The organism is Ideonella azotifigens, from assembly GCF_021043325.1.
Taxonomy (GTDB): domain Bacteria; phylum Pseudomonadota; class Gammaproteobacteria; order Burkholderiales; family Burkholderiaceae_C; genus Ideonella; species Ideonella azotifigens.
In genome coordinates this window covers 84,625-107,765 of sequence record NZ_JAJNKD010000023.1, presented here as the reverse complement: position 1 = coordinate 107,765, position 23,141 = coordinate 84,625, and the positions used below count along the sequence as shown (strand labels likewise).

Genomic DNA, 23,141 nt, shown 5'->3' with positions numbered 1-23,141 from the left:
GGTCTGGGCAATGACGCCATCGACGGCGGCGCAGGCAACGACACCTTTGTCTTCGCCCGCGGCGATGGCGCCGACACCGCCTCCGACTACGACACCACGGCCGGCAATGTCGACCTCTTGTCGTTCGGAGCAAACATCGCCACCGATCAGCTTTGGTTCCGCAAGGTGGGCACCAACTTGGAGGTCAGTGTCATTGGCACAAGCGACAAAGTCTCGATTACCAGCTGGTATTCGAGCACTTCTTATCACATCGAGCAGTTCCAAACAGCGAACGGCGCAGTGTTGCTGGACAGTCAAGTGAACGCGCTGGTCGACGCCATGGCGGCATTCAGCCCGCCCGCGGCTGGACAAACAACGCTGCCTCCGGACTATCAGTCGTCTCTGACACCCGTCATCGCAGCCAACTGGCATTGAAGAGGCGCAAGGTCGTACCCTGCGACCACACAACCCAAGGCCGCGCTGAGTCAGCGCGGCTTTTTTCTGGGCATCTCAGACCAGTGCCCTCCCGATCAGGATCTTCTGCACTTCGGAGGTGCCCTCGTAGAGCTGGCACACGCGCACGTCACGGTACAGGCGCTCGACGGGAAAGTCGCTGACATAGCCGTAGCCGCCGTGCACCTGGATGGCCGCGGAGCAGACCTTCTCGGCCATTTCGCTGGCGAACAGCTTGGCCATCGCGGCTTCCTTCAGGCAGGGCAGACCGGCGTCCTTCAAGGTCGCGGCATGCCAGACCAGCTGGCGCGCGGCTTCAAGCTGGGTGGCGCAATCGGCCAGCTTGTGCTGCACGGCCTGGTGCTCGTAGATCGGCACGCCGAAGGCCACGCGCTCCTTGGCGTAGCGCAGCGCCGCTTCCAACGCGGCGCGCGCCATGCCCAGGCTTTGCGAGGCGATGCCGATGCGCCCGCCTTCCAGCCCGCCCAGCGCAATCTTCAGGCCCTGGCCTTCTTCGCCCAGCCGGTTCGCCGCCGGCACGCGGCAGTTCTCGAACAGGATTTGTGCGGTGTCCGAGCTGTGCTGGCCCATCTTGTCTTCGAGCCGCGCCACCGTGTAGCCGGGCGTTTTCGTGGGCACCAGGAAGGCGCTGATGCCCTTCTTGCCGGCGGCCTTGTCCGTGACCGCCATCACGATGGCCACGTCGCCGTTCTTGCCGCTGGTGATGAACTGCTTGACGCCGTTGATGACGTAGTCGTCCCCATCGCGCACGGCCATGGTCTTCAGCCCGCCGGCTTCGGAGCCCACGTGCGGCTCGGTCAGGCAGAACGCGCCCAGCATGTCGCCGCGCGCCAGCGGTTTGAGGAACCTCTGTTTCTGGTCCTCGTTGCCAAAGGCCATCAGGATGGAGCAGACCGGGCAGTTGTTGACGCTGACCACGGTGGAGGTGCCGCCGTCACCGGCGCCGACCTCTTCCAGGATCAGTGACAGCGCAAGGTAGTCCAGGCCCGCGCCGTCGTACTCGGTCGGCACCGCCACGCCGTAGCAGCCCAGCCCGGCCAGTCCCTTCAACTCTTCGGCGGGGAAATGGTGTTCCTTGTCCCAGCGCGCGGCGTGCGGGGCGATCTTGTCCTGCACGTAGGCGCGCACCGCCTCCTGCACCGCCTGGTGCTCTTCGCTCAGCAGCATGGTTCTTGTCTCCGGATGTGTTGTGTGCGGGGCAAATCAAGAAAGCGAGGGGCCGCTCCCGAGCTTTCTTGACCCCCTCGGGGGGCCTGACGCGCAGTGGCAGGTATGGGGGCACCATTTACCAGGGGATGGTGGCGCCGCTGTAGTCGTAAAAGCCGCCGTGGCGCTTGGCGTCCAGCCCGGTCAGCACCTGGCGGATGCCGGCGGCGCTTTCTTCGGGCGAGATGTCGGCGCCGCTGCCGCCCATCTCGGTGCGCACCCAGCCGGGGTGCAGCGCGCAGCAAAAGGCCTTGCCCTTGAGCGCCAGCGCGGTGTCGGCCAGCACCGAATTGACCGCCGCCTTGGAGGCGCGATAGAGCCAGCCGGCGCTGCTGGCCCGCGTGCCAATGGAGCCCATGCGCGACGACAGCACGCCCACGCGCGCGCCCGGCGCCAGCGCGTCCAGCATCTGCGGCAGCACCTGCATGGGGCCCAGCACATTGGTGTGCATGACCTGGTCGAAGTCCGCCGCGGTGGGCGACTGCAGGCCGCTGGTCTGCGGGCCGTAGACACCGGCATTGACGATGGCGACGTCGAAGCATTCGCCGTCGACCTGCCAGGCCAGGCCGGAGACGCTGGCGGCCGAGGTCACGTCCAGCCGAAGGCCCTTGGCACCCAGCGCGTGCAGCCTGGCCAGGCCGGCGTCATCACGCGCGGTGGCGACCACCTGCGCGCCGGCCTCGCGGTACTGGCGCACCAGTTCCAGGCCGATGCCACGCGAGGCGCCGATGACCAGCACCGCGCGGGGCGAGAAGTTCGAAACAGCAGAGGTCATGTCAGAGCCTGGCGGTGGGCAGATCCAGTGGCTCGCGCAGCGTGTGCAGCAGCTGGGCCCGGGTGTAAGGGTGCTCGTGGCCTGAGAGCCGCAGCGCGATGCGGGTCACCAGCGCATGCGTGGGGGACGGCGGTGCATAGGAGGTGGCACCGAACAGCCACAGCGCCATCGCCGCCAGCGCGCCGCCCTGCAGCCAGCGCTGCAGCCGCGGCGTGTGCCAATGTTCGGCGAACAGCACCGCCAGGCTCACCGCTCCGCCAACCACGAAGCCGGCGATGACCTCGCTGACCGAATGCGCATCCACCGCCAGGCGCGAGACGCCGACCACCAGCGCGATCACAGCGCCCAGCAGCGCGGCGGCCATGCGGCCCCGGCCCAGCAGCAGTTCGGCGCAGGCGGCGAGCAGCACCGGGTAGATCGCCGAGGCGTACATCGAGTGGCCCGAGACGCCGGTGAAGTTCAGGCTCGCCGAGCCGATGCCCCAGCCGATGAAGGCGATCTTGGTCAAGGTGGTGAGCCCCGTTGCCAGCACCAGCCCGGCCAGCCAGCGTGATGCGGCCGGCCGGCCCTCCGGGCGGCTGGCGAGCAGCAGGCCGACCAGCAGCGCGGCCGGCAGCAGGATCTGGGCTTCACCGAAGCGGGTCACGAAATGCCAGGCGTTCACAGCGGTATCAGTCAGTGCAGCGGAAGGCCCGCATTCTTCATCAAACCCTGTGCTCGACCAGCGCGAGCCGCGCCGCCAGGCCCAGGAACAACGCACCGCCCAAGCCGTTCAGCCAGCGCGACAGCGTGGGCGAGCCGCCCAGCCGGCGCAGCCGTGCCGACACGGCCACCAGCGCCAGCAGGAAGACTGTGCCCTGCGTCACCATCAAGGCGCCCAGCGCCAGGAAGGCCAGCGTCTTGTGCGGCGCGTCCGGCGCGATGAACTGCGGCAAGAAGGCCAGGAAAAACAGCGCCACCTTGGGGTTCAGCACGTTGGTGACCATGCCCTGGCGGAACACCGCGGGCAGCGAGCGCTGCCGCGCCTCGGCCGCCTGCGCGGCCTGCGTTTCGGCGGGCCGGGCTGCGCTGCGCAACATCTGCAGCGCCACCCACGCCAGGTAGGCCGCGCCGGCCCACTTCAGCGTCGCAAACGCGAGGCTGGAGACGGCCAGCAAGGCAGCCAGCCCAAACGCCGCGAGCAACGCATGCACCACGCAACCGGCCGACACCCCCAGCGCCGCGGCCACGCCGGTGCGGGCGCCGCCGGTCAGCGTGCGCGAGACGGTGTAGAGCATGTCCACGCCGGGCGTGGCGTTCAGCACCAGCACCGTCAGCGAGAACAGGCCCAGGCTGTGCAGGCCCAGCGCGGCGGCGAGTTCGCTCATGTCACAGCAGCTCGATGGCCATCGCCGTGGCTTCGCCGCCGCCGATGCACAGCGCCGCAACGCCGCGCTGCAAGCCCCGCTTCTTCAGCGCGCCCAGCAGCGTGACGACGATGCGCGCGCCGGAAGCGCCGATCGGGTGGCCCAGCGCGACCGCGCCGCCGTGCACGTTGACGATCTCGTGCGGCAGCTTGAACTCGGCCATCGCGGCCATGGTCACCGCGGCGAAGGCTTCGTTGACTTCCCACAGGTCGACCTGCTCGGCCGTCCAGCCGGCCTTCTTCAAGGCCTTCTGGATCGCGCCGACCGGTGCGGTGGTGAACCACTCCGGCGCCTGCGCGTGCACGGCGTGCGAGACGATGCGGGCAATCGGCGTGAGGCCACGCGCCTTGGCGGTGGACTCGCGCATCAGCACCAGCGCGGCGGCGCCGTCGGAAATGCTGGACGAGGTGGCGGCGGTGATGGTGCCGTCCTTCTTGAACGCGGGCTTCAGGCCGGGGATCTTGTCCAGTTTGGCCTTGAACGGGGCCTCGTCGCGCTTGAACAGGGTCTCGCCGCCCTTGCCGGCCAGCGCCACCGGGGCGATCTCCCAGTCGAAGCTGCCGTCTTCGTTGGCCTGCTTGGCGCGCTGGGTGGAGGCGATGGCGAACTGGTCCATGGCCTCGCGGGTGAAGCTGTACTTGCCCACGCACTGTTCGGCGAACACGCCCATGGCCTGGCCGCGCTGGTAGGCGTCTTCCAGGCCGTCGATGGCCATGTGGTCGTACATGGCGGTGGCGCCGTACTTCACGCCCTTGCGCGCGAACATCAGGTGCGGCGCGTTGGTCATGCTCTCCATGCCACCGGCCACCATCAGCTCGGCCGAGCCGGCGGCCAGCATGTCGTGCGCGAACATCATCGCGCGCATGCCCGAGCCGCACATCTTGCTCAGCGTGACGGCGCCTGTGCTGTCCGGCAGGCCAGCCTTGCGCAGGGCCTGGCGCGCGGGCGCCTGACCCTGGCCAGCCATCAGGCAGTTGCCCATCAGCACTTCGTCGATGGCGTCGCCCGGCACGCCGGCGCGCTCGACGGCAGCCTTGATCGCGACGGCGCCCAGTTCCCAGGCAGCCAGTGATGAGAAGTCGCCCAGCAGGCCCCCGATGGGGGTGCGGGCAGCGGATGCGATGACGATGGGATCGGCCATTTTTCGAGTCTCCTGTGATTGCCGTGATGAAAGAGCCGCGGCCCTCAGGCTGCCGCCTGGGCGCGCTGCACGGCGAAGCGCTTGCCCGGCTCATAGGGAAAAACGTCGTGCACATGGCCTGCGGCAATGCGCTGCTTGTGACCTTGCCAGAACGCAGCGTCCAGCAGGTCGGCATGGTGTTTCATGAAGACTTCGCGCACCTGCGGGTTGCCCAGCAGGAAAGGCGCGAAGGTTTCGGGGAAGACGTCCCGCGGCGCGACCGGCCACCAGACCTCGCCGGACATTTCCTCTTCCTCGTTGCGCGGCGCAGGCACGCGGCGGAAGTTGCAGTCGGTCAGGTACTCGATCTCGTCGTAGTCGTAGAACACGACCTTGCCCGCGCGGGTCACGCCGAAGTTCTTCCACAGCATGTCGCCGGGAAAGATGTTGGCCGCGACCAGGTCCTTGATCGCGTTGCCGTATTCGATCACCGCGTTTTCGAGCTGGATGGGCGTGGCGTCCTGCAGGTAGATGTTCAGCGGCACCATGCGGCGCTCGATGTAGACGTGCCTGATGACCAGTTCGCGCGGGCCTCCATGGCCTCCGTCGGACGCTCGCTCGGAAAACTCCAGCTGGCTGGGCGCGAAGTGGCGCAGTTCGGCCAGCAGCGCTTCGTCGAAGCGCGAGAGCGGGAAGGCCACGTTGGAGAACTCCAGCGTGTCGGCCATGCGGCCCACGCGGTCGTGCTGCTTGACCAGCAGGTACTTGCGCTGCACCTGCTCGCGCGTGGTGTCCTTCTGCTCGGGGAAAAAGTCCTTGATGAGCTTGAACACGAACGGGAAGCTCGGCAGGTCGAACACCAGCATCACCATGCCCTTGATGCCGGGCGCGATGCGGAAGCTGTCGCTGGAGTGCTGCAGATGGGCCAGGAAATCGCGGTAGAACAGGTTCTTGCCGTGCTTCTGCAGACCCAGCGCGTTGTAGAGCTCGGCGCGCGGCTTGCGCGGCATCAGCGAGCGCAGGAACTGCACATGGGCGCTGGGAATTTCCATGTCGACGAGGAAATAGGCCCGCGCGAAGCTGAACAGCATCTGCAGGTCGTCCTCGCCGAACAGCACCGCGTCGATCACCAGCTTCGGCGCGGCGCCCTCCGGCCGGTCCAGGTGCAGGATGGGCAGCGCAAACGGCGCTTCGCTGTAGCCGTTGACCACCTTGCCCACCACATACGCGCCCTTGTTCCGGTAGAACAGCGAGGACAGCACCTGGATCTGGAAGTTGGCCCGCGCACGGAACGGGCCGTCCTGGTCCAGCCGCAGCAGCATGGCGGCCAGCACCGCGTCCACGTCGCGCGCCAGGTCCTCGAACGCGACCTGCAGCCGGAAGTTGGTGATGACGCGCATCAGCGTGTCGCGCAGCGACTCGCGCGTCGGGTAGTAGCAGCGGTAGGTGGGCGTGGCGGCCGGCTCGTCGTTCTCGATGTATTCGGTCGAGATGGCGGGGCGCACGAAGATGAAGTCGTTGTGGAAGTAGTGCCGGTGCAGGATCTTGGTCGTGACCGAATTGAAGAAGGTCTCGGCCAGCTCGGGCTGGTGGTGATGGGTCAGCAGGCCGATGTAGTGCAGCTTGACCTGCTGCCAGATGCCCATCGCCAGCGTGCCGGCTTCGAACTCTGCCTGCAGCCGCTCGGCGGCCTCGGCCACGCGCAGGTCGTAGAACTCGATGCGCTCTCGCTGCGCGCGCTGCTGGCCGTGCCAGTCGGCCTGCTCGAAGCGCTGCTTGGCACTGGCGCTGGCCTCGCGGAACAGCCGGTAGTGCTTGTCGAAACCGTCCAGCAGCGCGCGGGCGATCTCATGGCCGCGGCTGTCGTCAAGCTGCTGCGGGAACAGGGTTTGACGGACAGGCGGGCGCATGCACGACTGAAGTTGCAATCAGCCCGCGGGCTGTTCGGCCATGTCGGGCGCGGCGCTGCTGTCTGCCGGCAATGCGGGCGACAAGGGCGCGGCAGCGGCCTGCGTTGACTCTGCCGCCAGCGGCGCGCCGAGGAAGCGGCGGTGGATGCCGGCCAGCGCCTTGGCATAAGCCTCGCCCACGTCAGTGGTGCCGGAGACGGTCATGCGCAAGTCGTCCAGCAGGCCGTTGTGCAGGCCGTAGACCCAGCCGTGCACGACCACTTCCTGCCCGCGCGCCCAGGCGTCCTGCACGACGGTGGTGTAGCAGGTGTTGCGGGCCTGCTCCAGCACGTTCAGCTCGCACAAGGCGTCCACGCGGTACTCGGCGGGCAGGCTCTCCAGGAAGCCATGGTGCATGCGGCGAACGTCCTTCACGTGGCGCAGCCAGTTGTCGACCAGGCCGTTGCGAGTGTCCAGCATCGCGGCCTTGACGCCGCCGCAGTTCGAGTGGCCGACGATGATGATGTGCTGCACGCGCAGGTGGTCGACCGCGAACTGGATCACCGAGAGCGCATTCAGGTCCGAGTGCGCCACCACGTTGGCCACGTTGCGGTGCACGAACAGCTCGCCGGGCAGCAGGTCCACCAGCTCGTTGGCCGGCACCCGGCTGTCGGCACAGCCGATCCACAGGTACTGCGGCGTCTGCTGCTTGAGCAGACGGCTGAAAAAGCCAGGCTCGCGGGCCTCGGTGGCGGCGGACCAGCGGCGGTTGCTTTCAAAGAGTTCTTCGAGGTGTTGGCTCATGGCAGGACGGCTTCAAAAGTCGATTCAGGCACAAGGCGCCAGCGGGACGGTGCCGGCTGGGCCACCGCGTTTGCTGCATTGCACCAAACGCCGGACGCGAGTGTAAGCACGGGGGCCTCTGGAAAGCATCAGGACTCAAACAGCCGCAGCACGGCGCGCAGCCTTGGCCCGGCCCGCCGGTTTCGCAACCGGCTCGGGCTTTGCCAGCAACTGCCGGCAACGGGCCTCATGCTGCTCGATTTCCGCCAGCGTGACCTGGATGTCCTCCAGTTGCTGGGCCAGCTGGCGCCGGTGTTCGGCCAGCACGCCGAGGAAAGCTTCCAGCTGCGGGCGGGCGTCTGTGCCGGAGTCGTACATGTCGACCAGCTGCTTGATCTCCTGCAGCGACAGGCCCAGGCGCTTGCCGCGCAGGGTCAGCTTGAGCCGGGTGCGGTCGCGCAGCGTGTAGACGCGGTTGCGACCGGCACGCGCCGGGGTCATCAAGCCCACGTCTTCGTAGAAGCGGATCGCGCGCGGCGTGATGTCGAACTCCTGCGCCAGCTCGGTGATGGTGAAGGTCGCAGCGGCTTCCGCACGGCCGTCGCCACCGGTGGCTTGGGCACGTGCGCGGGAGGGACGATCGGAAGCAGGCATGACGTGGATTGACGTTTACGTTAACGTGAACCGAAGTCTACGCGACTTGCCGTCTCGCAGGCGACAGGCAGGCTGGCAAAGTTGGCGGACCATCGCCTACCGCGCCGGGGCCTTGCCGTCGTGGTCGCGTCTCCAAGTTTTCTTTGTCGGATTCCCTGCCATGGCCAATGCCCTAGAAGCCCAGTTGCGCTACCCCTGGGGCGACACCCTGCCCGAGACCGGCCACGCGATGGAGGTGGCACCGGGGGTGCGCTGGCTGCGCATGCCGCTGCCGTTTGCGCTGGACCACATCAACCTCTGGCTGCTGCGCGACGAGGCCGAAGACGGCAGCCCCGGCTGGGCCGTGGTCGACTGCGGGCTGGACATTCCCGAGGCGCGCGAAGCCTGGACCCGGCTGTTCGCCCACGGGCTGGACGGCCTGCCCATCCTGCGCGTGATCGTCACCCACATGCACCCGGACCACCTCGGGCTGGCGCACTGGCTGTGCGCGCAATGGGGCTGCAGGATGTGGATCAGCGCCACCGATTTCTACTCCGCCGGCCAGGCCTGCCGCAGCGACCCCGAGCTGATGCGTGCGCAGGCCGAGAAGCTGTTCTCGCGCCACGGGCTGACCGACCCGCAGCGCCTGGCCGCCGTGCGCGCGCATGCCACCGGCTACGCGCACCTGGTGCCGCAGCTGCCCGATGAATACCGCCGGCTGCTGCACGGGCTGACGCTGCGCATTGGCCCGAACGACTGGCACTGCATCGTCGGCCACGGCCACGCGCCCGAGCACATCGCGCTGCACTGTCCTGCGCTGAACCTGCTGATCTCGGGCGACATGCTGCTGCCGCGCATCTCGACCAACATCAGCGTCTACGGCCACGAACCGGAGGCCAACCCGCTGCCGCTGTTCCTTCAGTCCATCGAGCGCTTCAGGCCACTGCCGGCGGACACGCTGGTGCTGCCCTCGCATGGCAAGCCTTTCACCGGCGCGCACCAGCGCATCGACCAACTGCAGGCCCACCATGCGCTGCAGTTCGACCTGCTGGTGGCCGCCTGTGCAGAAGCGCCGCGCTCGGCCGCCGAGCTGCTGCCGGTGCTGTTCAAGCGCACGCTGGACGTGCACCAGACCAGCTTTGCCATGGGCGAGGCGATTGCCCACCTGCACGCGCTGCAGGAGGCCGGCCGGCTGCGGGCGCTGCCGAGCGACGAAGACGGCGTGCTGCGTTACGTGCCAGTGCTGCCTGCAGCGCCCGCCATGCCTTCGCCGGCTGGCGCCGAGGTGTTGCTCGCTTCTCGATAAGGCGCGAACACATCGCGCAAGGCCGTGCCACCCTGCCCGCCGACCAGCGACTTCTCCAGCTCGGTCAGGTGGCGCCGCATCTCGGCGGCGGCCTGGGCGGGTGTGCCGACGGTGAGCGCGGCGATCAGCTCCTGGTGCCGGTGCGTGACGCAGCCCGGCCGGTCGCCGCGCTGGTAGAGCGCGATCAGCAGCGAGGTGGTGGGCAGCAGCTCGTCGATCAGGTCGATGAAGACAGGATTGCCAACCAGCTCGGCCAGTGCCTGGTGGAAGCGGCCGGACAGGCGGATGGCAGCGGCTGCGTCGCCGCGCACATGGGCCGCGGCTTCGGCCTGCACCAGACCGTTCAGCTCGCTGACCTGGGCAGCGCTGAGCTTGCCGGCGAGGCGGCGCGCGATGTCGCATTCGACGACGCGGCGCGCATCGAACACATGCGCCGCATGCGCCAGGTCCGGATGCGGCACCTGCGCGCCGCGGTTGTGCTGCAGCACGATGATCTGGTCGGCCGCCAGGCGTTGCAGCGCCTGGCGCACGACGGTGCGCGAGACACTGAAGCTCTCGGCCAGCTCCTCTTCGCGCAGCCGCGCGCCGGGCGCCAGCCGGTGCTCGATGATGGCTTGATAGATGCCCTGGTAGACCCGCTGGGTCGCCGTGTCGGCAGCTTCTGCCTTGCCGGCCTGGCGGCGGCGCGTGGCGCCATGGGCGACATGGGTGGGCATCTCGGCATTGTCCTCAATCACAAGCGCCCGGCGCAGCGCTTGGCTGGTGGCGCGCAAGGTCGCCTCAGGCCGCGCCACGGCGCCGCCAAAGCGCGACCAGCAGCAGCGTCAGGCCCATCACCGCAAACGAGATCACCGTGGTGACGGTGCCGAGTGCGTAAATCACCGGCGTGGTCACGGTCGTCGTCAGGCCCTGCAGCTCCAGCGGCAAGGTGTTCAGGTCGCCCATGACCTGCGAGCTGCGGGCGATCTCGTCCCAGCTCAGCGTGAAGCCGAACATGCCGATGCCGACCAGGCTGGGCGCGATCAGTGGCAGCACCACGTGGCGCAGCGCCTGCCAGGGCGTGGCGCCCTGGTCGCGCGCGGCTTCTTCGTAGGCCGGGTTGAAGCGGTTGAAGATCGCGAACATGATCAAGAGGCCAAACGGCAGCGTCCAGGTCAGCTGCGCGCCCAGGCCGGAACTGAACATGCCCAGCGTGCTGGTGAAGCCTTCGAGGAGGCTGGGCGCATGGGCTTCGAGCACGGTCTTGATGCCCGTGTCCAGCAGCCGGAACATCAGGCCCACGCCCAGCGAGACGATGATGCTGGGCATGATCAGGCTGGCGACCACGACATAGAACAGCGCGCTGCCGCCCGGCAGCTTCTTGCGGTAGGCCAGGCCCGCGAGCAGCGAGCAGACCACCGTCAGCACCATCACCGTGAGGCCCAGCGCCAGCGAGCGGCGCAGCGCGGCGCCGATGTCGATCACGCCAATGCCTTCCCACAGCTGCGCGAACCAGTGCAGCGACCAGCCGCGCATCGGGAAGGTCAGCCCGCCCTCGGGGCCCTGGAAGCTGAGCAAGAAGATGGCCAGCATCGGGCCGTAGAGGAACAGCACAAAGGCGGCGAAGACGGCGCCAAGCAGCCAGAAGCTGAGCGGTCTCGATTCACGACGCGGGACGGCGGCCATCAGAGTTCCTTCCTCAGGTTCACCAACCGCATCAAGGCCACGATCATCATCAGCACCACCGCCAGCAGGATCATCGCGTTGGCCGCGGCCAGCGGGAACTGCAGGTAGCTGGTCTGCACCTGGATGACCTTGCCGACCGAGGCGATCTGCTGGCCGCCCATCACGCCGACCGTGACGAAGTCGCCCATCACCAGCGCCAGCACGAAGATGGAGCCGATGATCAGCCCGGTCTTGGACAGCGGCAGCACCACGTGCAGCACCGTCTGCCAGGGCTTGGCGCCGTTGTCGCGCGCGGCCTCCAGCAGCGAGCGGTCGATGCGCATCATCGAGTTGAAGATGGGCACGATCATGAACATCGTGTAGAGGTGCACAAAGGCCAGCACCACCGAAAACTCAGAGAACAGCAGCCACTCGATGGGCTGCTCGATGACACCCATCGCGACCAGCGTGCTGTTGATCAGGCCGTTGCGGCCCAGCAGCGGCACCCACGAGATCATGCGGATCACGTTGCTGGTCCAGAAGGGCACGGTGCAGACGATGAACAGCACCGTCTGCATCAGCTGGCTCTTCACGTGGAAGGCCAGGAAATAGGCGATGCTGAAACCCAGCAGCGCCGTGATCAGCCAGGTCAGCAGGCTGAACTTCAGCGTGGAGCCATAGGTCTTCAGCGTGACGCAGACGTCTTCGCCGGCGGTGACCAGGCTGTGGCCGCAACCATTGAAGACATCGAGGTAGTTCTGGCCGGTGAAGGCCGGGATCAGTTCGTAGTCGGTCGCCTGCCAGGTGCTGACCATCGCGATCAGCGCCAGCGGCACGACAAAGAAGATGACGAACACCGCCGCCAGCGGCGCGGCCTGCAGCCAGGCCAGCAGGCTGCGGGACGAAGAGCGGCGTGTGCGAGTCATCTCGGTTCTCAGGACATCAGGCAGCCACGAACTCGTTCCACTTCTGAACCATGTACGTGTTCTCGTCCATGATCGCGTTCCAGCAGGCGATGCCGCCCATGCGGGCCTCGTAGCTGCCACCGTCACGCACCGCGCCGGCCTTGGCCAGCACGTCGCCGTTGGGCGACTTGATGTCCTGCGTGGCCGGCTTGCCTTCCATCCAGTAGGCCCACTCGTAGGCCTCCATCTTGGCCTTGGCGGTGTCCAGCACGGCGCTGTAGTAGCCCTGGCGGTTCAGGTAGGCGCCAGCCCAGCCGTCGAGGAACCAGTTGATGAATTCGTAGACGGCGTCAGCCTTCTTGCCGGTCACCGTCTTGGGAACGCCGAAGCCGGCGGCCCAGGCGCGATAGCCTTCCTTCAGCGGCTGGAAGGTGCAGGCAATGCCCTTGGTGCGCACCGCCGTGACGGCCGGGCTCCACATGGACTGGATCACCACTTCGCCCGAGGCCATCAGGTTGACCGACTCGTTGAAGTCCTTCCACAGCGAGCGGAACTGGCCGGCCTTCTTCGCCTCGATCAGGGTCTTGATCGTCAGGTCGATTTCCTTCTTGGTCATGTTCCCCTTGTCGGGGTACTTGTAGAGGCCCATGGCCTCGACCACCATCGCCGCGTCCATGATGCCGATGGACGGGATGTTCAGGATCGCGGCCTTGCCCTTGAACTCGGGGTTCAGCAGCTCCTTCCACGAGTCGATCGGGCGCTTGATCAGGTCCGGGCGGATGCCCAGCGTGTCGGCGTTGTAGACCGTGGGAATCAGCGTCATGAAGCCGGTCGCGTCCTTCGCGAAGGTCTTGCTGTCCGGCTTCTCCAGGTACATCACCTTCTTGGGCGCGGTGCCCTGGTCGCCGACCTTCTTGCCGGCGACTTCGCCCTTGGTGAACAGCGAGGTGATCTTGTCGGCGTTCTTGATGCGCTTCACATCAATGCCCAGCAGGTTGCCGGTGGGGATGATTTTCTTCAGCGAGAAGTACTCGGTGTCGATCAGGTCGAAGCTGTTGGGCGCGGTGACGGCGCGCTTGGTCACGTCATCGGTCGTGACCGGGATGTACTGGATCTTGATGCCGGTGTCGGCCTCGAACTTCTCGGCGATCTTCTTGTCCTGGTTCACCGCGGTGCCCAGGTAGCGCAGCGTGATCTTTTCCTGCGCGTGCACGTAGGGGAAGCCGGTGATGCCGACCGCTGCAACGCTGGCGTTCTTCAGGAAACTGCGGCGGCCGGCCGACGAGGCCTCGCCGGTCTGGGGCGTCGCGTCGACGGACGGCGTGACGGGCTGCGGCGGGGTCTGGTCCATATCGCTCATCGGGTTCTCCAGCAAACAGGCTGTGTGTGGGTGGGACGGAAAAGAGGGATCTGAATTCAGGCGGCCAGGCGAATCAGGCCGCCAGCGAGTGCGCGTCGGCCTCGGTCCAGTGCAGCGAAAGCTGCTGGCCGGGCGCGATGGGCTGCTGGTGGAACTTGGCGTCGGGCATGCTGGCGACCCAGGCGGCGGACGGCGCGTCGTCGTCCGCGGTCTCGGTGGTGCCCGGCTGCACCAGGTGCACCAGCACATGGTTGCCCTGGTATTCGATGGCGCGCACGACCACCGGCAGGCCACCAGCCGACGCTTCGCCGCCCGAGAGTTCGCAGCGGTCGCTGCGCACCGCGAGCTTGCCGCCGGGTGTGGTGATGACGTTGTGCGCGCCGATGAAGCGGGCCACGAATTCGGTGCGCGGGCGCTCGAAGACTTCGCGCGCCGGGCCGGCCTGCTCGATGCGGCCGTGGTTCATCACGACCACCAGGTCGGCCAGCGCCATCGCCTCCTCCTGCGAGTGCGTCACATGGACAAAGGTCATCCCGAGTTCCCTGTGCCAGCGCTGCAGCTCGGCGCGCATCTTGATGCGCAGGAACGGGTCCAGCGCCGACAGCGGCTCGTCCAGCAGCAGCACGCGCGGCTGCGTCATCAGCGCGCGGGCCAGCGCCACGCGCTGCTGCTGGCCGCCGGAGAGCGCGGCGGGCAGTCGCTGGGCGTAAGGCGTCATCGCCACCAGTTCCAGCAACTGCCCGGCCTTGGCCTCGCGCTCGGCCTTGGCCACGCCTTTCATCTGCGCGCTGAAGGCCACGTTCTGCAGCACCGTGAGGTGCGGGAACAGCGCGTAGCTCTGGAACATCATCGCGGTGCCGCGTTCGGCCGGCGAGAGCTCGGTGATTTCACGGCCGGCCAGCAGCACGCTGCCTTCGGTCGGCAGCTCGTGGCCGGCGATCATGCGCAGCGTCGAGGTCTTGCCACAACCCGAGGGCCCGAGCAGGCAGCAGTAGGCACCGCCGGCAATCTTGAGGTCGATGCCTGCCACCGCCACGGCATCGCCGTAGTGTTTGACAAGGCCCACGAGTTCCAAGTCGGTGCGTGCATTCATGTGCCACTTTGTATGCAATGCGTGTGCCAGCTTGTGCACCGCCCGGCCCATGTCTTGCTGCACCAGGGCAGTGAGACAAGGGCCACGGCCCGGCCCGCACCAGCGCCAGCCGGTTTGGTGCGTCGCCCTCATTTTGTATGCAAAATCGCACCACCATGAAGCTGCTGCTGATCAATCCGAACACCACCGCGGCGATGACCGCGAACATTGCCGAGGCCGCGCGCGCTGCCGCTTCGCCAGGCACCGAGGTGCTGGCGGTGCAGCCCAGCTTCGGCCCGGCGTCCATCGAAGGCTTCTTCGACGAGGCGATTGCCGCGGCCGGCGTGGCCGAGCAGATGCGCCTGGCCGGCGACCGCATCGACGCCGCGGTCATCGCCTGCTTTGGCGACCCGGGCCTGGACGCCGCACGCGAGGCCACGCGTGCGCCGGTGCTGGGCATTGCCGAGGCGGCCTTCCATATCGCGTCGATGATCTCGACCGGCTTCTCTGTCGTGACGACGATGACCCGCACCTGCGTGATCGCCGAACACCTGCTGCACAAATACGGCTTCGAGCGGCGCTGCCGCGGCGTGCACGGCACCGACATCCCGGTGCTGGCGCTGGAAGACGGCGGCCTGGGCAGCATGGCGCAGATCGAGGACTGTGCCCGCCAGGCGCTGGCACGCGACCGCAGCGGCGCCATCGTGCTGGGCTGCGCCGGCATGGCGGGCTTGTGCGCCGCGCTGCAGCAGAAGCTGGGCGTGCCGGTGATCGACGGCGTGGCCGCCGCAGTGCAACTGGCGCAGGCGCTGCATGGCCTGGGTTTGAAGACCAGCGCGGTGGGCGACTATGCACCGCCGCTGCCCAAGGCCTACACCGGCTGGGCAGCACCGCTGGGCTGGTGAACGAAAAAGCCGGGCGAAAAAATAGGCCGGTCAGAAACCTGACCGGCCTGACTCAGTGCGACCTTCCCTGATCACGCTTATTCGCGGTTGACAGCGATGTTTGTACTTTGCCTGTAAGACCTGTTGCGAACCATCCCCCTTTGGAGGGTTCGGTAATCCTCACACTCGATGATGGCAGCGCATTTCAGCAAGCTCACGCAGCCGAGGCGCCCTGCAGGCCGAACAGTGGCGCATACCGCAGGCCGACGTAGGCATGCTCGCGCATCAGCATCTCCGCCCGGGCCGACTCGCCGCGCGCCAGCGCATCCACGATCAAGCGGTGGTGCACCTGTGCCAGGCGGATCTTTTCGTATTCGCCGGCCAGCGCCGAGCGATCGATGACGATGGAGTCGGCCGAGGCAAACGGCAGGTGGTTGTTGCGGGCAATTGCATCGGCAATCACCTGACTGCCGACGGCATGCACGATGGCGCCATGGAAGCGCTCGTTGAGACGGGACCAGCGGTCGATCTCGGGCTCGCCCAGCGTGCCGCCAGCCAGCACCGCCTCGCCCTCGGCCAGGCAGGCCTCCAGCGTCGCGCGGGTGACGGGATCCAATCCCCGCTCGGCCAGGCGGCGCGCCGCCAGCCCTTCCAGCACCCCGCGCACCTCGATGCCGCACAGCACGTCGGCTTCCGAAAACGCCCGCACGACAAAACCCCGCTTGCCCGCAGGCTGCAGCAAGCCCTCCTGCGCCAGCGTGCGGAAGGCCAGGCGCACGGGCGTGCGTGAGACCCCCAGCAGCTCGGCCACCGCCACCTCGGCCAGACGCGTGCCGGCGGCATAGCGCCCCGCCATGATCAGTTGGCGCAGCGAGGCCACCACGCTGGGCGCGCCACCCGAGGGTAAATCCCGAGTCTCAATTGGATCCATCGAAAGCCTTTTACCTTGCTGTCAACCCATCGTTTCTGCACAATTGGATCCATTCGAATGGATCCAATTGAACAGGAGACCGCCATGTTCCCTCAAAACGCCTGGTATGTGGCCGCCACCTCGGCCGAGCTGGCCGGGCAGCCGCTGGGCCGCACGATCTGCAACCAGCGCCTGGTGTTCTATCGTGGCGAGCAAGGCCAGGTGCATGCGCTGGAGGACTTCTGCCCACATCGCGGGGCGCCGCTGTCGCTGGGCCGGGTCTGCGAAGGCAAGCTGGTCTGCGGCTACCACGGACTGGAGATGGGCTGCGATGGCAAGACCGTGGCCATGCCGGGCCAGCGGGTGCGCGGCTTCCCGGCGATCCGCAGCTTCCCCGTGGCCGAGCGCCACGGCTTCGTCTGGATCTGGCCTGGCGATCCCGCGCAGGCCGACCCGGCGAAGATCCATCGCCTGCACTGGGCGGAAGATCCAGGCTGGGCTTACGGCGGCGGGCTCTATCGCATCGGCTGCGAATACCGGCTGATGATCGACAACCTGATGGACCTGACGCACGAAACCTATGTGCATGCCACCAGCATCGGCCAGAAGGAGATCGACGAGTCGCCCTGCACCACCCGGGTCGAAGGCGACGAGGTCATCACCAGCCGATTCATGCACGGCATCGAAGCCCCGCCCTTCTGGAAGATGGCGCTGCGGTCCAATGGACTGCCCGACGATCAACCGGTGGACCGTTGGCAGATCTGCCACTTCACGCCGCCCTCGCACGTGATGATCGAGGTCGGCGTGGCGCTGGCCGGCCGCGGCGGCTACGACGCGCCGGACGACTGCAAGGCCTCCAGCATCGTGGTGGACTTCATCACACCCGAAACCGATCACTCGCACTGGTATTTCTGGGGCATGGCCCGCCACTTCCGGCCTGACGACAAGGCACTGACTGCGCAGGTGCGCGAGGGCCAGGGCCGCATCTTTGCCGAAGACCAGGAAATCCTGGAGCGCCAGCAGTCCAACCTGCTGCGCTGGCCCGAGCGCAAGCTGCTGATGCTCAACATCGACGCCGGCGGCGTGCAGTCGCGCCGGGTCATCGAACGACTATTGGCCGCCGAGCAGGCCCAGGCCGCGGCCGGCCAGCCGGCCAACGCAGCCTGATGAGCGCCGCGATGAAAACCCCGGATCTGCCGCTGCTGCACGTCAGGGTGGCCCGCAAGCAAGCCGTGGCGGCCGACATCTGCGCCTTCGACCTGGTGCCCTTGGACGGCGGCACGCTGCCGGCCTTCGGCGCGGGCGCCCACATCGACGTGCACCTGGCCCCGGCCGGCGCCAGCGCATTGGTGCGCCAGTATTCGCTTTGCAACGCACCGGGCGAAACCCACCGCTACCAGATCGGCGTGCTGCGCGAGGCCAGCTCGCGCGGCGGTTCACGCACCCTGCACGATGATGTGCACGAAGGCCAGTTGCTGAGCATCAGCGCGCCCAGGAATCACTTCCCGCTGGCGCCGCAGGCCAGCCACAGCCTGCTGCTGGCCGGCGGCATCGGCATCACGCCCATGCTGGCCATGGCCGAACATCTGGCGGCCACAGGCGAAGCCTTCGCGCTGCACTACTGTGCCCGTTCACGCAGCCGCGCGGCCTTCCTCGACCGGCTGGACAGCGCACGACATGCGGCCCAGGTTGCGCTGCATTTCGACGACGAAGCGCCGGCGCAACGGCTGCAGCTGCCGGCCTTGCTGGCCGGGCAGCCGCCGGGCACCCACCTCTACGTCTGCGGACCCAAGGGCTTCATCGACGCGGTGCTGGGCACCGCACGATCGCAAGGCTGGCCCGAGGCCCAGCTGCACTGCGAGTTCTTCAGCGCCGATGCCGGCCCGCGCGACAGCGATGCCGGCTTCGAGGTTGAACTGGCCAGCAGCGGCCGGGTGGTGCAGGTGCCCAAGGGGCAGAGCATTGCGCAGGCCCTGACAGCCGCGGGCGTGCCAGTGATGGTCTCGTGCGAGCAAGGGGTCTGCGGCACCTGCCTGACCGGCGTCAAGTCCGGCCTGCCGGACCACCGCGACGCTTACCTGACACCCGAAGAGCAGGCCGCCAACGACCAGATGCTGATCTGCTGCTCGCGCTCGAAATCGGCCTGCCTGGTGCTGGCGCTTTAGGGCAATGCCTGCCGCAGCGCTGCTGCCAGCTGCAACTGCGCCAGCCGCGCCGCGGCGACGCCGCCGCCCATGCTGACGAAACCGTGGGCCAGGCCGTGGTACTCGACGATGCTCACCGCGCTGCCGGCCGCGAGCAAGGCCTGGCCATAGGCCATGGCTTCATCGCGCAGCGGGTCGTGGGCGGCCAGCTGCAGCAGCGCTGGCGGCAGGCCGGCCAGGCTGGGCGCCAGCAGCGGCGCGCCGCGGTAGTCGGCCGCCTTGGCCGCGGCACCGAAGTACAGCTCGTTGAAGGACGCCACCGTGCGCAGCGTCAGCGTGGGGCCGGCCGCGTGCGCCTCGCGCGACGGGAAGTCGCCATCGTGGCCACCGGCTGCCGCTGGGTACATCAAGGCCTGGTAGGCGATGGCGGGGCCTCTGGCATCGCGTGCCCGGATCGCCGCCACCGTGGCCAGCACGGCACCGGCGCTGTCGCCGGCCACGGCCAGGCGGGAGGCGTCGCCACCGAAGCGATGCGCGTGCTCGGCCACCCAGTTCAACGCGGCCCAGGCATCTTCCGGCGCCGCCGGGAAGGGGTGCTCGGGGGCGAGACGGTAAGCAGCCGAGGCGACGATCACGCCGGTGTCGTGGCACAGCTGCCGGCAGACGGCGTCGTATCCATCAAGATCGCCCAGCGCATAGCCACCGCCATGCCAGTACACGACGACTGGCAGCGCGGCGGTGGCGCCGTGCGGCGTGTAGACGCGCAGGTGCACCGGCGAGTCACCGAGCTGGTCGCGAAACTCGCTCACGCCCACATCGGCCGGCGCCACATCGGCGGACGCCAGGATCTGCCGGTACAGGCCGCGCGCGGCCTGTACCGGCAGATCGCACAGGTCCGGCATGCCGGCGGCCTGGGCCTGCGCCATCATGGCGCCGAGTTGAAGATCAAGCATGGGGTTCTTTCCTTTGTTCAACGTCTCAATTTGCCGTCACGGCCACGCAGGCCGATCTCGACGCGGTCGGATCCCTGGTGCTGGCCAGGGCCGAAATGCAGCGGCCAGCCCCCCAGGTCCACATGGCCGAGGGACTCGATGGCCTCGGGCAGGCCCGAGCCGTCGGCAGGCGGCCGGGCGCGGCGCAGGGCTTCCGCGCAGACACGCAGGGTCAGGTAGGCCGCCAGGCCCTCGAAGCTGAAAGCCTCCGGGCCGACGAAGGCCTCTGCGTCGCGCTCGAATTCGCGCGCCAGCGGCAGTTGCGACAACTCCGGCACGGGCACGACGCTGGTGAAGCCGATCACGCGGTCGCGCAGCAGCCGGGTGAGCTGGGTCAGGCCCGGCGACGACAGCGCCGCAAGGGTGCCGGGCATGGCCTGGCGCGCCGCCTCCTGCTCGTTGGCCAGCAGTTCCAGCGAGGCCGGGCCAAGGTTGAGAACCAGCGCCTGCGGGCCGAGATCGGCCAGGTCATGCAGCGCGGTCAGCAGAGCGGCGCGCTGGGGCGTCATGGTCAGGCGTTGTGCAGCGATGCCGGCCGCCTGCAGCGCATCGGCCAGTGCCTGCTCACGCGCCGGCTCGTCGCCATCGACCAGCAGGGCCACGCGGCCGATGCCCACGGAGCGCAGCTGGCGCACCAGTGCATCGGCCTCGGCGCGGTCGTCGGGCCTGAGCGTGAAGACATGGCGCAGCATCGGCGCACGCAGGGCCGCCGCACCGGAGAACGGCCCGATCAAGGGCACGCCCAGTTCGCGGGTCACCGCAGCGGCCTCCAGGCAGGCGCGCTCGCCCAGACAGTTCACGACCGCAACGGCGCCCTGTTCGCGCACCAGCTTGCCGAGGTTCGCCGCGAGGCGTCGGCGGTCTCCGCCATCGTCGAGCGTCAACAGATCCAGCCTGCGGCCGTGGATGCCCCCGGTCGCGTTGACCCGGTCGACCAGCGCCTTGGCCCCGGCCTGCACCCGGTTGGCAACCGGAAAGCCAGGCCCCGTCAGCGGCAGCGACTGGCCAATGACGATGGCCGATGCCGCCTGCGCGGCCTCCACCGTGAGGGCAGCGACGGCCCACAGCAACAGCAGGCTCAGCAGGCGGAAACAGCGCATCCGCATGGCGTGCACTTCAGGCCACCGCACAAGCGGGCAGCGCCGCCACGGCGCGAGCAGCCGGACGCAACAGGAAGTGCGCCAGGGCCGGCAGCAGCACCAGGGCACCCACCATGTTCCAGACGAACATGAACGCCAGCAGGATGCCCATGTCGGCCTGGAACTTGATGGGCGACAGCGCCCAGGTGCCCACCGCCAGGGCCAGCGTGACGCCGGTCAGCATCACCACGCGCCCGGTGAAGCGCAACGCGTGCAGGTAGGCCGACGAAAGCGTCTCGCCTGCGCGCAGCCGCGCCAGCATCACGCTGAGCACGTACAGCGCATAGTCCACGCCAATGCCCACGCCCAGCGCGATCACCGGCAGCGTGGCCACCTTCACGCCTATGCCGAGGCCGACCATCAGCGCCTCGCACAGGATGGAGGTGAGCACCAGCGGCAGCACCGCCACCACCACCGCCCGCCACGAGCGGAAGGTCACCCAGCACAGCAGCACCACCGCGCCGTAGACCCACCACAGCATCTCGCGCATGGCCTGCTTGACGACGATGTTGGTGGCCGCCGCAATGCCCGCCGGGCCCGCGGCCAGCATAAAGCGTTCAGGTGGCGCCCCTTGCCCCGCGAATACGCGGGGCGATCCCCCGAGGGGATCGGGCCTTGCTTGGGGCGGCCCGGCGCGGCGGCCCGCCTCCGCGGCGTCGTTCGCGATGAAGTGTTCGACTTCTTCGACCACGCTGCTCAGCGTCTCGGCCTTGTGATCCTTCAGGTAGACGTACAGCGACAGGAACGAGCAGGCCTGGTTGAACAGCTCGCGCGGCGCGCGGGTCTGCACGCCGCCCAGCGCGCTGTCGTTGGGAATCAGCTCGAACCACTTCAGCTGCCCTTCGTTGTAGCCCACCATCGCGAGCTTGGACAGCGCGGCCATCGAGTTGGTGGACTCGACCCCGGGCAGCTGTTCCAGCCGCCAGGCGAGCCGGTCCACCTGGGCCAGCGTGCCGTAGCGGGTGCACTGGTCCTCGGGCGTCGAGACCATGACCACCAGGATGTCGCTGGAGGCGGCGTAGTGGCTGGTGACGTAGTCGTTGTCGCGGTTGTAGCGCGAGTCGGCCCGCAGCTCGGGTGCGCCTGGGTCCAGGTCACCCACGTGCAGCCGGGTGCTGACGGCGTAGCCCGCCAGGGCCAGCCCGCCGGCCACGGCAAGGGCGGCCAGCGCCGGGCCGCGGCGGGTGAAGGCGTCCAGCAGCGACCAGAGCCGCCCCGAGGCGGGGCCATCGCCGGCTGCCTTGCCGGCCTCGCCGACTTCGTCGCGCAGGCTGCGCAGCGCCGCCTTGGGACTCACGCCGATGTACGACAGCAGGATGGGCAGCAGCACGAGGTTGGTGAAGATCAGCACGGCCACGCCGATGCTCGCCACCAGCGCCAGCTCCTGGATGGCCTGGATGCGGATCAGCGCCAGCACGGCAAAGCCCACCGCGTCGCACAGCAGCGCAGTCAGGCCCGCCACGAACAGGCGCCGGAAGGTGTAGCGCGCGGCCACCACGCGGTGCGTGCCGCGGCCCACGTCCTGCATGATGCCGTTCATCTTCTGCGCGCCATGGCTCATGCCGATGGCAAAGACCAGGAACGGCACCAGCACCGAGTACGGGTCCAGCGCATAGCCCAGCAGCGCCAGCAGGCCGGCCTGCCAGACCACGGCAATGAGGGAGCAGGCCACCACCAGCACCGTGCTGCGCACGCAGCGGGTGTAGCCGTAGAGCACGCCGGCGCAGATCACCAGGGCCACGCCAAAGAACAGCAGCACCAGCTTCAGGCCTTCGATCAGGTCGCCCATCACCTTGGCAAAACCGGTGATGTGTATGCCGATGGCGTCACTGTCGTACCTGGCTCGCAAGGCTTCGAGCTGGCGGCCGAGTTCACCATAGTCCAGCGCCTGGCCGGTCTTGGGGTTGCGGTCCAGCAGCGGCACGAAGACGATGCTGGACTTGGCGTCGCCGGCCACGAGTTGCCCGATCTCGCCCGAGCGCTCGACGTTGGCGCGCACTTCGGCCAGCGCCTTGGGCGAACCGTCGTAGCTGTCGGCCATCACGGTGTTGCCGTCCAGCCCGTCTTCGGTCACGGCCACCCAGCGGGTGTTAGGAGTCCACAGCGATTTCATGAACGGCCGGTCAACGCCCGGCATCACGTAGAGCTCGTCGCTGATTTTCTGCAGCACGGCCAGGTAGTGCGGGTCGTAGATGGTGCCGGCCTTGGCCTGGGCCGTGGCCTTGGCCTCCACCACGATGCGCACCGCATTGCCCTGCCCACCCAGGTCGGCCTGGTGGCTCAGCGCATTGGCGATGTAGGGGTGCTGCGTGGGGATGGTCTTTTCGAAGCTGGCGCTGAGCGTCAGGCGGGTGGCCTGCCAGCCCAGCAGCAGCGTGGCCAACAGGCACACCAGCATCACCCAGGGGCGATGGTTGAACAGCAGCCGCTCAGGGGCTGAACCGGAGGCGGTGTCGAAGTCTTCGAGCCGGGCCACCACCGGTGGGGCGGCCAGCGTGTCGGGGGCGTGCATGAGGGTAT

Annotated in this window: 22 protein-coding genes; 5 read left to right on the top strand and 17 right to left on the bottom strand. The window is 68.1% G+C overall.

Annotation, left to right across the window (positions count from 1 at the left end):
* On the top strand, positions 1-414 hold a 414-nt coding region (locus LRH25_RS30005), incomplete at its 5' end, for a calcium-binding protein (protein ID WP_310742451.1).
* Positions 415-489: 75 nt separating this feature from the next.
* Here the strand turns inward: LRH25_RS30005 and LRH25_RS30000 are convergent.
* The 8 genes from LRH25_RS30000 to LRH25_RS29965 all read right to left on the bottom strand — a co-directional run bounded on the left by LRH25_RS30000 (position 490) and on the right by LRH25_RS29965 (position 8,286).
* Complete coding sequence (locus tag LRH25_RS30000; protein WP_141291592.1) at positions 490-1,620, bottom strand: acyl-CoA dehydrogenase family protein; 1,131 nt, start codon at positions 1,618-1,620, stop codon at positions 490-492.
* A 118-nt stretch (positions 1,621-1,738) separates the two neighbouring features.
* Entirely contained in the window at positions 1,739-2,434 is a 696-nt protein-coding gene (locus LRH25_RS29995) for an SDR family oxidoreductase (protein WP_231013092.1), read from the bottom strand.
* 1 nt (position 2,435) lies between these two features.
* Entirely contained in the window at positions 2,436-3,098 is a 663-nt protein-coding gene (locus tag LRH25_RS29990; protein ID WP_231013091.1) for a phosphatase PAP2 family protein, read from the bottom strand.
* A gap of 40 nt (positions 3,099-3,138) precedes the next feature.
* The gene (locus LRH25_RS29985; RefSeq protein WP_231013090.1) at positions 3,139-3,801 is read right to left on the bottom strand and encodes a LysE family translocator; all 663 of its coding nucleotides are present in this window, start codon (positions 3,799-3,801) and stop codon (positions 3,139-3,141) included.
* A 1-nt stretch (position 3,802) separates the two neighbouring features.
* Positions 3,803-4,981 (bottom strand): acetyl-CoA C-acyltransferase, encoded by a 1,179-nt coding sequence (locus LRH25_RS29980; RefSeq protein ID WP_231013089.1) that lies wholly within the window; start codon positions 4,979-4,981, stop codon positions 3,803-3,805.
* 44 nt (positions 4,982-5,025) lie between these two features.
* Entirely contained in the window at positions 5,026-6,846 is a 1,821-nt protein-coding gene (gene aceK / locus LRH25_RS29975) for a bifunctional isocitrate dehydrogenase kinase/phosphatase (RefSeq protein WP_141287631.1), read from the bottom strand.
* A 42-nt stretch (positions 6,847-6,888) separates the two neighbouring features.
* A complete protein-coding gene (gene can / locus LRH25_RS29970; RefSeq protein ID WP_141287628.1) occupies positions 6,889-7,653 on the bottom strand; it encodes a carbonate dehydratase in 765 nt (254 codons plus the stop codon).
* Between the two features lie 135 nt (positions 7,654-7,788).
* Positions 7,789-8,286 (bottom strand): MerR family transcriptional regulator, encoded by a 498-nt coding sequence (locus tag LRH25_RS29965; RefSeq protein WP_141287627.1) that lies wholly within the window; start codon positions 8,284-8,286, stop codon positions 7,789-7,791.
* A 160-nt stretch (positions 8,287-8,446) separates the two neighbouring features.
* Between LRH25_RS29965 and LRH25_RS29960 the strand changes: the two genes are divergently transcribed.
* Entirely contained in the window at positions 8,447-9,571 is a 1,125-nt protein-coding gene (locus LRH25_RS29960; RefSeq protein WP_141287626.1) for an MBL fold metallo-hydrolase, read from the top strand.
* Here LRH25_RS29960 and LRH25_RS29955 read toward each other — a convergent pair.
* The 5 genes from LRH25_RS29955 to LRH25_RS29935 form a co-directional block, all read right to left on the bottom strand.
* Positions 9,496-10,287, bottom strand: coding sequence for a GntR family transcriptional regulator (locus tag LRH25_RS29955; RefSeq protein ID WP_141287625.1), 792 nt, complete (start codon positions 10,285-10,287; stop codon positions 9,496-9,498). The genes LRH25_RS29960 and LRH25_RS29955 overlap by 76 nt on opposite strands.
* 64 nt (positions 10,288-10,351) lie before the next feature.
* A complete protein-coding gene (locus LRH25_RS29950; protein WP_141287624.1) occupies positions 10,352-11,236 on the bottom strand; it encodes an ABC transporter permease in 885 nt (294 codons plus the stop codon).
* Positions 11,236-12,141, bottom strand: coding sequence for an ABC transporter permease (locus LRH25_RS29945; protein WP_141287623.1), 906 nt, complete (start codon positions 12,139-12,141; stop codon positions 11,236-11,238). The genes LRH25_RS29950 and LRH25_RS29945 overlap by 1 nt, the downstream gene beginning before the upstream one ends.
* Positions 12,142-12,157: 16 nt before the next feature.
* Complete coding sequence (locus tag LRH25_RS29940; RefSeq protein WP_141287630.1) at positions 12,158-13,471, bottom strand: ABC transporter substrate-binding protein; 1,314 nt, start codon at positions 13,469-13,471, stop codon at positions 12,158-12,160.
* A gap of 82 nt (positions 13,472-13,553) precedes the next feature.
* Positions 13,554-14,573, bottom strand: a complete 1,020-nt coding sequence (locus LRH25_RS29935) for an ABC transporter ATP-binding protein (RefSeq protein ID WP_231013088.1) — start codon at positions 14,571-14,573, stop codon at positions 13,554-13,556.
* A 155-nt stretch (positions 14,574-14,728) separates the two neighbouring features.
* On the opposite strand from LRH25_RS29935, the gene LRH25_RS29930 reads away from it, so the two are divergent.
* Positions 14,729-15,457: an aspartate/glutamate racemase family protein gene (locus LRH25_RS29930; protein WP_141289832.1), complete on the top strand. Its 729-nt coding sequence runs from the start codon at positions 14,729-14,731 to the stop codon at positions 15,455-15,457.
* A gap of 193 nt (positions 15,458-15,650) precedes the next feature.
* Here LRH25_RS29930 and LRH25_RS29925 read toward each other — a convergent pair whose 3' ends face one another.
* Positions 15,651-16,367: a GntR family transcriptional regulator gene (locus LRH25_RS29925; RefSeq protein WP_141289833.1), complete on the bottom strand. Its 717-nt coding sequence runs from the start codon at positions 16,365-16,367 to the stop codon at positions 15,651-15,653.
* A gap of 84 nt (positions 16,368-16,451) precedes the next feature.
* Here LRH25_RS29925 and LRH25_RS29920 point away from each other — a divergent pair, with 84 nt between their 5' ends.
* Complete coding sequence (locus LRH25_RS29920; RefSeq protein ID WP_141289834.1) at positions 16,452-17,513, top strand: aromatic ring-hydroxylating dioxygenase subunit alpha; 1,062 nt, start codon at positions 16,452-16,454, stop codon at positions 17,511-17,513.
* Between the two features lie 11 nt (positions 17,514-17,524).
* Positions 17,525-18,511 (top strand): PDR/VanB family oxidoreductase, encoded by a 987-nt coding sequence (locus LRH25_RS29915; protein WP_141289835.1) that lies wholly within the window; start codon positions 17,525-17,527, stop codon positions 18,509-18,511.
* Here the strand turns inward: LRH25_RS29915 and LRH25_RS29910 are convergent.
* From LRH25_RS29910 to LRH25_RS29900, 3 genes are read right to left on the bottom strand one after another with little or no spacing between them, the layout of a single operon-like run.
* Positions 18,508-19,443, bottom strand: a complete 936-nt coding sequence (locus LRH25_RS29910; RefSeq protein WP_231013087.1) for an alpha/beta hydrolase — start codon at positions 19,441-19,443, stop codon at positions 18,508-18,510. The genes LRH25_RS29915 and LRH25_RS29910 overlap by 4 nt on opposite strands.
* Positions 19,444-19,460: 17 nt before the next feature.
* Positions 19,461-20,588, bottom strand: a complete 1,128-nt coding sequence (locus tag LRH25_RS29905) for an ABC transporter substrate-binding protein (RefSeq protein WP_231013086.1) — start codon at positions 20,586-20,588, stop codon at positions 19,461-19,463.
* A 10-nt stretch (positions 20,589-20,598) separates the two neighbouring features.
* A complete protein-coding gene (locus LRH25_RS29900; RefSeq protein WP_231013085.1) occupies positions 20,599-23,133 on the bottom strand; it encodes an efflux RND transporter permease subunit in 2,535 nt (844 codons plus the stop codon).
* Positions 23,134-23,141 lie beyond the last annotated feature (8 nt).

Coding starts and splice junctions, on each gene's coding strand:
- LRH25_RS29945 (WP_141287623.1), bottom strand. CDS start 12,141: ATGACTCGCACACGCCGCTCTTCGTCCCGCAGCCTGCTGGCCTGGCTG.
- LRH25_RS30000 (WP_141291592.1), bottom strand. CDS start 1,620: ATGCTGCTGAGCGAAGAGCACCAGGCGGTGCAGGAGGCGGTGCGCGCC.
- LRH25_RS29930 (WP_141289832.1), top strand. CDS start 14,729: ATGAAGCTGCTGCTGATCAATCCGAACACCACCGCGGCGATGACCGCG.
- LRH25_RS29925 (WP_141289833.1), bottom strand. CDS start 16,367: ATGGATCCAATTGAGACTCGGGATTTACCCTCGGGTGGCGCGCCCAGC.
- LRH25_RS29900 (WP_231013085.1), bottom strand. CDS start 23,133: ATGCACGCCCCCGACACGCTGGCCGCCCCACCGGTGGTGGCCCGGCTC.
- LRH25_RS29955 (WP_141287625.1), bottom strand. CDS start 10,287: ATGCCCACCCATGTCGCCCATGGCGCCACGCGCCGCCGCCAGGCCGGC.
- LRH25_RS29980 (WP_231013089.1), bottom strand. CDS start 4,981: ATGGCCGATCCCATCGTCATCGCATCCGCTGCCCGCACCCCCATCGGG.
- can (WP_141287628.1), bottom strand. CDS start 7,653: ATGAGCCAACACCTCGAAGAACTCTTTGAAAGCAACCGCCGCTGGTCC.
- LRH25_RS29905 (WP_231013086.1), bottom strand. CDS start 20,588: ATGCGGATGCGCTGTTTCCGCCTGCTGAGCCTGCTGTTGCTGTGGGCC.
- LRH25_RS29920 (WP_141289834.1), top strand. CDS start 16,452: ATGTTCCCTCAAAACGCCTGGTATGTGGCCGCCACCTCGGCCGAGCTG.
- LRH25_RS29935 (WP_231013088.1), bottom strand. CDS start 14,573: ATGAATGCACGCACCGACTTGGAACTCGTGGGCCTTGTCAAACACTAC.
- LRH25_RS29915 (WP_141289835.1), top strand. CDS start 17,525: ATGAAAACCCCGGATCTGCCGCTGCTGCACGTCAGGGTGGCCCGCAAG.
- LRH25_RS29960 (WP_141287626.1), top strand. CDS start 8,447: ATGGCCAATGCCCTAGAAGCCCAGTTGCGCTACCCCTGGGGCGACACC.
- LRH25_RS29965 (WP_141287627.1), bottom strand. CDS start 8,286: ATGCCTGCTTCCGATCGTCCCTCCCGCGCACGTGCCCAAGCCACCGGT.
- LRH25_RS29940 (WP_141287630.1), bottom strand. CDS start 13,471: ATGGACCAGACCCCGCCGCAGCCCGTCACGCCGTCCGTCGACGCGACG.
- LRH25_RS29910 (WP_231013087.1), bottom strand. CDS start 19,443: ATGCTTGATCTTCAACTCGGCGCCATGATGGCGCAGGCCCAGGCCGCC.
- LRH25_RS29950 (WP_141287624.1), bottom strand. CDS start 11,236: ATGGCCGCCGTCCCGCGTCGTGAATCGAGACCGCTCAGCTTCTGGCTG.
- LRH25_RS29995 (WP_231013092.1), bottom strand. CDS start 2,434: ATGACCTCTGCTGTTTCGAACTTCTCGCCCCGCGCGGTGCTGGTCATC.
- LRH25_RS29985 (WP_231013090.1), bottom strand. CDS start 3,801: ATGAGCGAACTCGCCGCCGCGCTGGGCCTGCACAGCCTGGGCCTGTTC.